Here is an 11,414-nt window from a genome sequence, read left to right as displayed (position 1 = left end):
TTACAGGTATCCTTTTTCTTTCAAGCTGATAAATTTCCGGTCACCGATCACTAAATGATCGAGCAATTCGATTCCGATCATTTTTCCACATTCTTTCAAACGTCTTGTCACTTGGATATCTTCTTGAGAAGGTGTCGGGTCTCCTGAGGGATGGTTGTGGGCACATATGATTGAGGCAGCTGAGCGTTTAACAGCCTCTTTAAAAACTTCCCTGGGGTGGACGATGGAAGCATTCAAACTGCCAATGAAGATCGTTTGTCGGTGAAGCACTTGATTCTTCGTATTTAAAAACAAGCAGATAAAATGTTCTTGTTTCAAGCCGCGCATTTCTTCCATGACGAAGTCGGCTCCATCTTCCGGACTTCTGATCATATACCTTTCAACCGGTTTCATTTTCTGCATTCTTTTTCCCATTTCAATTGCGGACATGATCAATACAGCCTTCGCCACACCGATTCCTCTGATTGCCGTCAATTCTTCAATTGTCGCATCTTTCAGTAATACGATCCCCTCAAAATGAACCAATAAACGGTTGGCAAGTTCCATTACTGATTCCTGTTTAGTACCGCTCCCTAACAAAATCGCAAGAAGTTCTTGATTCGATAAATGGGTGGCACCCAAATCTAAAAGACGCTCCCTGGGACGATCTTCTCTCGGCACATCCTTGATCATGATGCTTGTTTGAGACAAATTTTCCATCTTCCTTTCCAACTGATTCCCCATGCAAAAGAAATCAGCCTGAAGAAACGTGAAATGTTCTCAATTCACGGGAAACCCTGGAAATCGGCAATCCGACTACACTGTAATAGTCTCCATCAATTTTTTCTACAAACAAGGCTCCTTTCCCCTGAATACCATAAGCACCTGCTTTATCCCAAATTTCACCTGTTGATAAGTACCACTCAATATCGTTGTCTGACAAGTCATAAAAAGTAACATCTGTTCGTACAAAAAACGTACATGATTCCTCATTTGTCCGCAGATAAACTCCTGTGAACACCTCATGTGTCCGCCCACTTAGTTGTTGCAAATAAGAACGGGCATCAGAAAAGTTCTCAGGCTTCCCTAAAATTCGCCCATCAACTGAAACAACAGTGTCAGAAGTGAGTAAAACCTCATCCTCTAATAATTCTATCGATTCACTTTTCACCTGTGTTAAATGAAGGACCGCCTCTTCAGGAGTCATACCTTCTTCAATAACTTCCTCCACTTCTGAGCTTCTTACCACAAAACGATACCCAGCCAATTCCAACAATTCTTTTCTTCTTGGTGATTGAGAACCTAAAACTAAGTTGCACACTCTAAAGACATCCTTTCTTCACATGGGGTTAATTCTATTTTACAAGAATTCATATAATACCAGGGTAAAGCAAAGCACCAGTTTCATAAAAGAAACCAAATAAAAAAGGGAGTACTATTTAAAGAAACTCCCTTTTCTATCCATGGATCGTACAAGTATCGTTTATTCAAGCGATTTTGCAACTTTCAACCAATTAACGTTCGTATCGTCTTGTGCCTCCCATTCCGAGAGAGCTTGCGCAAGTGGTGTTTTTTTGCCGATTTCTTCCAGTATTTTCTGTCGATCGCTTTCTGAAAAGTCTCCTAGTGAATGAGCATCTAAATGTTGATAAACCTTATCCGGTACCTGCTTTTCTACATTTACTACCCATGGTTTCACATATGTTTCAATGCTTTCAGCCGCCAGTTCGCTTGCAATAAGGTCTGCTTCTTGTTTAGTAGCCCCGCTCCCTACGTATAAATAAAATTGCCCGTTTCTTTCCCATACAACAGAAGAAACCGATTGAGCTGTCAAACGACTCTTCCATTCCAACGCTTTCGTTTCTGTAGAAAAAGCCCCTGCCTGGACTATATACGCGTTAAATGTTTGAAGAGAACCTTCGGGAAGCGAATCTGCACTCTTTTCTGCGGTTTGCTGTGCACCAGGACTCGTAACTGGCATGGTGTCATTTGCCTGGCTGCCCATGGAGGTATCATCTGTCAGCGATACGAACATGCGTAAGAGCAGAAAACCGAGTCCAAGACTTACGAATAAAGCAGTGAGCGACGTCGCAATCAATGGTTTAAAAGAAGAGAACTGCTTTTTCTTCTTTTTCAAAGGAAGCTGGTAAACGGGAGTGGACGGCCGCTGCTCGTCCTTTTTCTCTTCAGCGGCGGCCGCTTGTTCACTTTGCGTCCTTACAACTTCCCGTTTCGAATCTTTCTGATGTTCATTTCGGAATGAAATTGATATTTTCTTTTTGGAATCCATGGATTAATCACTCCTGCTAGGTTTGTCCCAACCCTATCACAGGTGTGATGAAAACTACGCTGAAATTTGTCAGTACTACTTCGACAAATTCGGCTTAAAGCTGCTCTTCCGTTTCACTGCCGTCTTCCTCTGTATCCTCTTCTTGCTTTGCATTTTCTGATGTTTCATCAGTTTCAGCTTCATCAGTTTCATTCAGACTCCCAGTACCCTCTTGCCATTGCTCAATCGAAAAAGGATTCAATTTGTCTGAATTTCCGCCATAATGATACTGAGGTGCTTCATTTGCTAAGCCCGCATATAAAGGCTGATAATAACTATTCAATAAAATCGAATAGCCTAACTCACTGTCATTATCAGGTGCCTCGAATTGTATGGATTCTATCTGTGTGATTCTTGGTAATGATTGTATTTCTTTCATGAATTTCATCATCTCACTATAGTTCTCAGACGTAACATCAATTGAAAATTGCAAGGTATGTAAGCCCTCTATCCACTGTTGAGCTTCACTCTCTTCTGATTCGGGTTTTAACTCTTCTTCCTCTCCATCCTCTTCTTCCAACCCTTCGACTTCTTCATCAGCGAGAGAGATGATCGACTCGGAATCTGAAATACCGATATTGGTGATTAAGCTGGTTGATGAGTTCGCAGCACGGTCCAACCCGATCAATAATTGATCTAAGAGTGGAACCACAGGTAACTGCTGCTGAATCGTACGGGAAGTTAGAAGTAAGTCCCTTTCACTCTCATTACTATTCTCTTCGATAGCTGAAAGAACTTTCTCCTCTTGTCCTACCACCTTCTCTTTTTCTTTCACCTCTTGCTGCAAGGGATGAACAATAACCTGGATACCGAAAAAGGCTATTGAAAAACAAAGTAACATACCAAACAGAAGTGAAAGGATACTCAAGCGATTCCATTCCATCTTCATTCACTCAACCCCTTCTCTGAGAGGAGCGTTGATTCATTTAAGACAAGATAATAACTAGCAATATATCTTGGTTGATAATCATATAGATCCTCTGTTTCATCCACCACACTCGTTTCGACACTTGCAAGTTCCACATTCAATATAACGGATTCTTGATTCAATGTGTTTGTGAATTTCGCAGCCTGTTGTATCGTATCAAACCTTGCAACTACTGTTACTTCAGAGGCCCCCGTTAAAGTAAAGGACTCAAAAAACCCACGCTCAGGCAAAAGAGATACTAATCTTTCTACAAAAGGAATGGTTGGAACAATGGTAGCCTTTAATTGATCAAGGGAATCTTTCAATTGATCCCTCTCCGTTCCTTCATTGTCTACAGGTTGAGTGAATTTTTCCTGGTCTTGTTGTATCTGTTGGATTCTTTCTTCCTTCGCTTCTGTTTGTGCAACTAATTGTGACCTTTGAAACCCAAGTGTCACAACAATGATTAAAGAGACAAGCACAAAGAAACCTAGAATTATAAAAGGCAGTATATTTCTTTTTTCTTTTTGTTCAAGTAAGTTTATTTCTACTACCATACAATTCAACCCCAATTCCACTACTGCTTAATCGATAATCCGATTGCATCTACACACTCTACTGAAACCGGATGTTCTGTTTCTATGAATAAGCTCGGTTCCATTAAGGTTTCTACATGAATCGCCTTTTCTTCAAGCAGAGACAGCGCACGCTCGTTTTCTGGCCAATCACCTGTTAATAATACTTTTGATACTCCTGCTTCTCCGTTCATGAGAGAAAATCGATAGAAATCCATGATCCTTTCTATCTCATTCACTTGATCATAAGTAAAATCAGAAGGATCCCCTTCATCGCCCTGCCATATGTATCGGCCATTTTCCCGTTTCCACAAATTCAATGCTAAAGGACATTTAGTGTGGTTGATAAAAGCTGGCAAATGTTCTTTAAAGACTGTCAACACACACCCATCCATATTCCAATCAATTAATAGGAGGGGCTCTTCTTTTGCTGCCATTCCTAAATGCTCGTAAAACCTGTAAACAGAGAGAGCACTAATATCAGCCGCTTTCGGTTTCAGCTTAGCATCCTTGAAGACTTGTTCTAACTTTCGTATCTGTTCTTCCGGATAGGCAAACAGCAGAAGCTCTGTTTCTTTTTCACCATTTTCAAGGATGCTGTAATCAAAAGCAGGGTCTTCAAAAGGCAAATGTAATGTTTCACCAAGTTGCATATAAAGATAGCCTTTGATCTCATCCGCCTTCAATGTCGCGGGTACTTTGTATGGGCGGATAACTACAGAATGATCAGGCACGGTGAAGTACAAGGATTTATTTTTCCACCCCTTGTTTTCAATAAAATCTTCAATGATGGAGGTGAACTCTCTATAATCGTTGATTCTCCCATCCTCCATTACGTGGTATGGAAGGATGATCTCTCCCGTTTGTTCGATTTGATTGATATTGGATGATTTACTATGCACATAACGGATCGAATGATTTTTGATAATGAAGTTCAAACGACCTTTCACCTTGAAAAGATTGAACAACAGTAGTCCCTCCTATATGTAAAAAGTTTCAAAATAAAAATTGAGAAGATCATAACCATATAGATAACTGATGATAGATGCCAGCATGATGGAAGGACCAAAGGGAAATGGATCTTTTCGACCAATTACTTTAAACCCCAGAAGCAGAAGACTGGCAATTGTTCCAATTATGGTAGCCAGGAAAAAAGTAAGCAGGGTCATTTTGACACCTAATAATATCCCCAGGATACCGAACAGTTTCATATCTCCTCCTCCCATCCCGCCTTTACTTACAACAATGATAAGCATAATCAAACCGAAACCGGTAAGAGCTCCTAATACTGAAACATACCAGGGTTCAAGTGGATAGAAGAAACGGTAAATGATGAACATACCTGCAAAAAACAGAAGGAGACGGTCAGGAATAATCATATATTTCAAGTCCCCCACGGTCACTATGATAGCAAGGGATATGAGCAGACAAGCACCTAAAAAAGGATAAGATATTCCCAAATGCATATAAGCAGACAAGAACAAAATCCCTGTACTTAGTTCAACAATCGGATAAGCGATTGAAATCCTGCTTTCGCAATGTCTGCACTTACCCTTGGATAAGAGGAATGAAATTAGTGGGATGAGATCTCGAGCTTGTAAAGTTGTGGCGCAGTGAGGGCATGCGGAGCGTGATTTAGTGAAATTGATTTTTTTAGGTAATCGCAGACCGACGACGTTGAAAAAGGACCCTAAGATGGTTCCGCTTATGAATATGTATAAAGGTAGAATTGCGTTCATTTTTTTCTCCTTTTGAGGTTATAAGGGGGGACCCCGTTTTTCCGGGGTCTATTAATAAAACATTGCTGAACATTACTCAGTAGCAGCAGTTAAGTCAGACTTAGTGTCCCCCTCTATATCAGTCCCACCTATCGTTACACTATAAGTAAAGCTACCATCATTTTCTTCTACCACTACAAAAGCTGAGTCGTAAGCGCTGTCAGTTTCAGGATTTTGAGGTACAGCATCTAAAAAGCCGCTACCCACAAGATTCTGTGCTGTATATCCTCTTTCACCACTTCCACCTGCTTCATTATTTAGTGCAACGCCACTGACATTCGCTAAACGGGCTGCTTCTAGTAAAGACAGTGCGTTCGATTCATGCGCATCATCCTCCGTGCTCGCAATCAAGTTACCAATCGCAGGGACAGCAATCGCTGCAATAATTCCCAAAATAACAATAACAGCCAAAAGCTCAATCAACGTGAAACCTTTCTCATTTTTCAACAACTCTCTCAATTTCTTCATTTGCCTCTCTCCTTTTGTAGTACTTTCGTATAAATGCCATTGAATATGTAATACTTTTTTCACTAGCATTATTACCTATGTTCATTATAAAGGATACCTGTCTTGGAAACTAGCAAATTTGAATATTCTTTTCTAAAGTTAATTGATCGTATCAAAAATAGAAAACATCGGAATGGCAATGGCTGCTACTATGCCGCCGACTACGACAGCTAATGTCAGGATCATCAAGGGTTCAATCAATGTTTTCAGCCGCTCTGTCGTATAATCAAGCTCCGATTCGTAATACTCAGCCACTTTAGACAACATGTAGTCAAGCGAACCAGTCTCTTCACCTACGGCCATCATCTGGATGACAAGGGGCGGAAAAATAGTATATTGCCGCAGTGGATCTGATAGATTGTTGCCTTTTTCTAATGATCTGTAACTGTTCGCGATCGCATTTTCGACCACTTTGTTCTCGACGACTCGCTGCGTCACTTGCAGGGATTGTAAAATGGGCACAGAACTATTGATCAAAGAACTGAGCGTACTGGTCATTCTCACAAGAGCAGCTTTTTGGAGCAGAGGCCCGAAAATAGGTATGCGCAGTTTCAAATGATCCATGAAGTACTGAAAATCATCATTTTTCATAATGGTAAGTTTATAAAGAGTTACGATAAGAATTGGAATAAGCAGAGCTATATACCAGAATTGCTGAAAAAACTGACTCATGTTCAATGTCATTTGCGTAATCAGAGGAAGCTCTCCCCCTAAAGAATCGAACATACTGGCAAATCTCGGTACCACAAAGGTTAACAGGAAAATTACGATGCCGATTGCGATAATTCCCACGACTAATGGGTAGGTGAGAGCAGAGATAATTTTTTGGCGCGTATCAAACTGTTTCTCGTAATATGCCGCTAAACGCTCGAGGATCTCCTCTAAATTACCCCCCACTTCTCCTGCCCGGACCATGTTGATGAACAGGTTTGTGAAAATTTTAGGGTGGGAGCTAGCCGCATCAGAAAATGACCTGCCGCTCTCCAACTGCTCCCCGATATCTTGCAAGGCTTCACTCATCGCACGACTACTCGATTGTTTTGCAAGGATTCTTGTGGTTTCTAATAGTGATATGCCCGCTCGGATCAGGGTTGCGAATTGGCGCAAGTAGATGACAAAGTCCTTTGGTTTCACCGGTTTGCCAATTTGAATATCTTTCAAGAAAATACTGTCCAATTCTTTGATATCTGAAATCGTAATCCCTTTTTCTTTCAAGGTTGAAACAGCTTCTTTTCTGGAATTCGCTCGCAGCCTGCCTTTTTGTGTTTTCCCTAAAGGATTACGGCCTTGGTAAGTATAATATGGCACGGACTAAGCTCCCCCTTCCTTCAAATACGGGGCAGCGTCCCGCTCATCAATCAGATTTTCAGCCAATAAATCATTGATGGACATCTCCAGCGTCTGCATATGGATAGCTTTTGATGTTTGGATCACATTTTTAATTTGATGGATTTTTTCATTGCGAATCAAATTTTTGACCGCCGATGTGTTGAGCAGTATTTCTACGGCCGCTCTCCGCCCTTTGCGGTCAACTCTTTGAAATAGCCGTTGAGATATGATGGCTTTCAAAACGTTTGCCAATTGAACCCGGACCTGGCCATGTTGATTCGGTGGAAAAACATCGATGATCCGATCGATCGTGTCAGGAGCGTTCGTCGTGTGTAACGTCCCAAGAACAAGGTGGCCTGTTTCTGCTGCCGTCAGTGCTGTGGAAATCGTTTCAAAATCACGTAACTCTCCGACTAGTATCACATCTGGATCCTGTCGCAGACATGAGCGCAATCCATTGGCAAAGTTACGAGTATCAAAGCCGACCTCCCGTTGGTCCACAATACAGTTTTTATGATTATGCGTGTATTCAATCGGGTCTTCTAAAGTTATGATGTGTTTACGTGAAGTTTGATTGATGTAATCTACGATCGATGCCAGAGTCGTTGACTTCCCTGAGCCGGTCGGCCCTGTAACAAGAACCAGACCTTGAGCATATGTACTGATTTTTTTAAGAACCTCTGGCATGTACAATTCTTCAATGGAAGGAATTTCCCGTGGTACAACCCTTACCGCCATAGAAAGGCAGTTACGTTGATAATAAATATTGATCCGGAACCGTGACACACCTGAAATTCCATAAGATACGTCTACTTCCCTTGTCTCTTCAAGTTGGGCTAAGAGGTCCCCAGTAAGAATTGCTTTGGTCATACCTTCTGTATCTTCCGGTTTCAACGTCTGTTTGCCATACTTTTTAAGATCACCATGAATCCGGAAAATCGGTGGTACTCCAACTGTCAAATGGATATCAGAAGCTCCATATTCATTGGCAGCAGTTAAGAGCTTATCAAATTTGTCTTGCATACATCCGACACCCCACTAATCTACTTTTGCAACGCGCAGCACTTCTTCTAATGTGGTCATTCCCTGCTTCACCTTCAACAGCCCATCATCCAATAGGAAAAGCATACCCGTTTTCAACGCATACCTCCGGACCTGGTCCATACTTCCATTGTTCATCATCATATGGCGGATGTCGTTATCGATGACTAAAACCTCTTGAATCGCCATACGCCCCCGATAGCCAGTATTTTGACAGCTGTTGCAGCCTTCACCTTTGTAGATCGTTTCTGCTTCCATCCCACGTTTTTGAAAATGCTTTTTTTCCATTTCTGTTAACTTGGACGCACGGCGACAATCTCTGCATATCTTTCTGACTAATCTTTGAGCAACGATACCTGATAATGAAGACACAACCAGATATGGTTCAATATCCATATCAAAGAGACGAGGTATAGTGGCGATCGCACTATTGGTATGTAATGTACTCAGGACAAGGTGGCCGGTCAAAGAAGCTCTAATAGCAATTTCCGCTGTCTCAGAGTCCCTTATCTCCCCGACCATGACAATGTTCGGGTCTTGACGCAGGATTGAACGCAATCCTTTTGAAAAGGTAAGACCGATGGAAGCATTCACTTGTACCTGGTTCAGGCCTTCGATTTGATATTCGACAGGGTCCTCTACAGTAATTATGTTCACATCATCTGTATTCAACCGATTTAAGGATGCATAGAGGGTTGAGGATTTCCCCGACCCGGTCGGACCTGTGATCAATATCAGTCCAGAGGGCTGTTCAATCAGCCCTTTATACTTTTGAGCATTGATTTTATTGAAGCCTAAATCTTCTATGGTACTTAAAGCATTTGACAAATCTAATATACGGATCACGACTTTCTCCCCGTAAACAGTAGGTAAAATCGAGATCCTTAAATCAACCGGTGCCCTGTCAACATTGGTCTTTATCCGTCCGTCCTGGGGGAGACGTGTTTCTGTGATATTTAAATTGGCCATAATTTTCACACGGGCGATTAAACTGTTTTGATATGATTTGGGCAGTGTTCTTTCAGTTCTAAGTACTCCATCTATCCTATAGCGGATTAAAACCCTGGACTCTTGGGGATCGATATGGATGTCACTTGATTTCAGTTGGACACCAGCCTGCAATAATTGATTCACGAGTTTAATGGCAGGAGCTTCGTCAGCGTCTTTCACTTCTTCATCAATTTCTGTGTCATTTAAATTATAGTGACGATTCACTGCTTGCAAGATCTCATTTTTAGTTGCGATGACTGGTGATATTTTGAAGCCTGTCGATATTTTCAAATCATCAATGGAGAAATAATCCATAGGGTCTGCCATAGCGACGGTCAACTCTTCCCCTTTTCGCTCAATAGGAACAAGCAGGTTTCTCAAAGAAAATTCTTTACTTACAATTGTTATGACACTGGGATCGATAGGAAAGTGAAAGAGAGACACGTGAGGGATCCCCAATTGGAATTCCAATACCTCGATCAACTGTTTTTCAGTTACGAAACCCTTCTCAACGAGAACGTCCCCAAGCTTTTGTTCAGCTTTTTTCAATTGTAAAGCTTCTTGAACCTGGTTTTCCTCTATGATGCCTGCTTCTTTTAATAGATCTCCTAAACGCTTTCTCTTAATCACTTTGGGCACATCCTTTTTTAAACAGTCACTTCGTTTCACTTTCAGGGACTTCTTCCCAAACATTCTCTTTTGCGGAACCATTTCTGGCGTCTGGTGATTCCCCGTTTTCCGAACCAGAAGAATCTGCTTCACCATTGCTCCCCGGACCGCTTGGATTGCCCTCGTAGGGATTGTCGCTATCATTTGCCCCACCTTGGACTGACCCCTCATCTGTTATAGACGAATGTTCTTCCACTCGCGGCTCAGGGGGGTAGTAATCTTCAGAAATAAATTCTTCCACGCCCTCCTGAGAAGAACGATCAAGACGAAAAACAGACACGACTTCCCCGTCTTCCCCTTCCTGCAGGAGATTGTAAGGACCCTCAGTCACAAGTGAAGAATATTGGATGATGGTTTTAGGAGAAATCTTTTCGACATCACTGAATTTCAAATGAAAATCAGAATTGGTCGGGTAGCCGAGCCACTTAACAGTTAGCTTAGAACCTTCTACATCCACAGATAGCTTGTACTCATTAGAAAATGGGTTGTACACCTTCAAATCCTGATGCTTTTTCAATTCTACAGTCGCTTCTAAACCGATTTGTGCATACGCAGGTAGCCTGTGACTGATATGCCTTTCCTGAATGATTAAACCCGCTTTTAAACTTGCTCCATATACGGAAGAGGCAAGAACGTTCAGTGAAGTCTCATCATATACTCCCTCTTCATTAAGAAATTCAAGGTATGAGAAAGTTCTGCCTTGAGGAACGACTGAATCATTGAATATCTCTATGACTCTTTCCATATCCACTCCTTCTGGCACTTCAAGAGTGAACCCGCCTATTTCCTTGTATAAGGAATCTGCATCTGTTTTTACAAAAGTATAGGCATTGTATTCAAGAGCATGATCCGGTAACTGACGGGCATCATTCTTCAATGTCTCAATAAATCGTTGTTCAGAAAATTCACCGGCTAATTGCTCACCCATATGATTTTTCAATTCCGGAATATAGCTTTCGTCGAGCTCTACGATCAAATCAGCATGGCCTGTTTCTAACACTTGCTCGATAGAGGCTTTTACATTAAACTGAATGACCTCTGGATTTATTTTCAAACTCTTCCCATCCAAATTCACGACCAGTTCACTGTTTTCCTTCCATTCATCAGTTCTCTCGCTAATTTGCTGGATTGCTTCTTCCCGGCTTTTTCCGGAAAGGTCAATAGAAGCTACTACCGTATTTTCCGGAAGTATATGTTGGCCTGTTGTTACGTATTGTATTGCTGCTGAACTGCCTATGGAAAAAAGGAACATGGACATTCCAACGAGTACAATCAGTGAAATAAGCCTCAGGTTAAACGGTTGCCTCATA

At 41.6% G+C, this 11,414-nt stretch carries 12 protein-coding genes; all 12 read right to left on the bottom strand.

Going from position 1 to position 11,414, the window contains the following annotated elements:
• The 12 genes from radC to ACTWPX_RS12625 all read right to left on the bottom strand — a co-directional run bounded on the left by radC (position 1) and on the right by ACTWPX_RS12625 (position 11,413).
• Positions 1–699 carry a RadC family protein gene (radC, locus tag ACTWPX_RS12680; protein WP_443120279.1) on the bottom strand — a complete coding sequence of 233 codons (699 nt, stop codon included), beginning with the start codon at positions 697–699 and terminating at the stop codon, positions 1–3.
• Between the two features lie 34 nt (positions 700–733).
• Positions 734–1,300 (bottom strand): Maf family protein, encoded by a 567-nt coding sequence (locus tag ACTWPX_RS12675; RefSeq protein WP_443120092.1) that lies wholly within the window; start codon positions 1,298–1,300, stop codon positions 734–736.
• Positions 1,301–1,462: 162 nt separating this feature from the next.
• Positions 1,463–2,269: an SPOR domain-containing protein gene (locus ACTWPX_RS12670; protein WP_443120091.1), complete on the bottom strand. Its 807-nt coding sequence runs from the start codon at positions 2,267–2,269 to the stop codon at positions 1,463–1,465.
• Between the two features lie 94 nt (positions 2,270–2,363).
• Positions 2,364–3,197: a hypothetical protein gene (locus tag ACTWPX_RS12665; protein ID WP_443120090.1), complete on the bottom strand. Its 834-nt coding sequence runs from the start codon at positions 3,195–3,197 to the stop codon at positions 2,364–2,366.
• Positions 3,194–3,772, bottom strand: a complete 579-nt coding sequence (locus ACTWPX_RS12660) for a hypothetical protein (protein ID WP_443120089.1) — start codon at positions 3,770–3,772, stop codon at positions 3,194–3,196. Before ACTWPX_RS12660 ends, ACTWPX_RS12665 begins: the two co-directional genes overlap by 4 nt.
• A 20-nt stretch (positions 3,773–3,792) precedes the next feature.
• Positions 3,793–4,758, bottom strand: a complete 966-nt coding sequence (pilM, locus tag ACTWPX_RS12655; RefSeq protein WP_443120088.1) for a type IV pilus biogenesis protein PilM — start codon at positions 4,756–4,758, stop codon at positions 3,793–3,795.
• A 12-nt stretch (positions 4,759–4,770) separates the two neighbouring features.
• Positions 4,771–5,529, bottom strand: a complete 759-nt coding sequence (locus ACTWPX_RS12650; protein ID WP_443120087.1) for a prepilin peptidase — start codon at positions 5,527–5,529, stop codon at positions 4,771–4,773.
• Between the two features lie 72 nt (positions 5,530–5,601).
• Positions 5,602–6,036, bottom strand: a complete 435-nt coding sequence (locus tag ACTWPX_RS12645) for a prepilin-type N-terminal cleavage/methylation domain-containing protein (RefSeq protein WP_443120086.1) — start codon at positions 6,034–6,036, stop codon at positions 5,602–5,604.
• 138 nt (positions 6,037–6,174) lie between these two features.
• Entirely contained in the window at positions 6,175–7,383 is a 1,209-nt protein-coding gene (locus ACTWPX_RS12640; RefSeq protein WP_443120085.1) for a type II secretion system F family protein, read from the bottom strand.
• A 3-nt stretch (positions 7,384–7,386) separates the two neighbouring features.
• Positions 7,387–8,427, bottom strand: a complete 1,041-nt coding sequence (locus ACTWPX_RS12635; RefSeq protein ID WP_443120084.1) for a type IV pilus twitching motility protein PilT — start codon at positions 8,425–8,427, stop codon at positions 7,387–7,389.
• Between the two features lie 15 nt (positions 8,428–8,442).
• On the bottom strand, positions 8,443–10,065 hold the full coding sequence (locus tag ACTWPX_RS12630) for a GspE/PulE family protein (protein ID WP_443120083.1): 1,623 nt from the start codon (positions 10,063–10,065) through the stop codon (positions 8,443–8,445).
• 25 nt (positions 10,066–10,090) lie between these two features.
• The gene (locus tag ACTWPX_RS12625; RefSeq protein ID WP_443120082.1) at positions 10,091–11,413 is read right to left on the bottom strand and encodes a VanW family protein; all 1,323 of its coding nucleotides are present in this window, start codon (positions 11,411–11,413) and stop codon (positions 10,091–10,093) included.
• Position 11,414 lies beyond the last annotated feature (1 nt).

The organism is Halobacillus sp. H74 (genome assembly GCF_052246715.1).
Classification (GTDB): domain Bacteria; phylum Bacillota; class Bacilli; order Bacillales; family Halobacillaceae; genus Halobacillus; species Halobacillus litoralis_A.
The sequence above is the reverse complement of the archived record's forward strand: the minus strand, read 5'-3'. Positions and strand labels throughout refer to the sequence as shown.

Excerpts from the sequence above, each read along its gene's own strand:
- ACTWPX_RS12660 (WP_443120089.1), bottom strand. The coding sequence starts at position 3,772 with ATGGTAGTAGAAATAAACTTACTTGAACAAAAAGAAAAAAGAAATATA.
- ACTWPX_RS12625 (WP_443120082.1), bottom strand. The coding sequence starts at position 11,413 with ATGAGGCAACCGTTTAACCTGAGGCTTATTTCACTGATTGTACTCGTT.
- ACTWPX_RS12670 (WP_443120091.1), bottom strand. The coding sequence starts at position 2,269 with ATGGATTCCAAAAAGAAAATATCAATTTCATTCCGAAATGAACATCAG.
- ACTWPX_RS12645 (WP_443120086.1), bottom strand. The coding sequence starts at position 6,036 with ATGAAGAAATTGAGAGAGTTGTTGAAAAATGAGAAAGGTTTCACGTTG.
- radC (WP_443120279.1), bottom strand. The coding sequence starts at position 699 with ATGGAAAATTTGTCTCAAACAAGCATCATGATCAAGGATGTGCCGAGA.
- ACTWPX_RS12635 (WP_443120084.1), bottom strand. The coding sequence starts at position 8,427 with ATGCAAGACAAATTTGATAAGCTCTTAACTGCTGCCAATGAATATGGA.
- ACTWPX_RS12665 (WP_443120090.1), bottom strand. The coding sequence starts at position 3,197 with ATGAAGATGGAATGGAATCGCTTGAGTATCCTTTCACTTCTGTTTGGT.
- ACTWPX_RS12650 (WP_443120087.1), bottom strand. The coding sequence starts at position 5,529 with ATGAACGCAATTCTACCTTTATACATATTCATAAGCGGAACCATCTTA.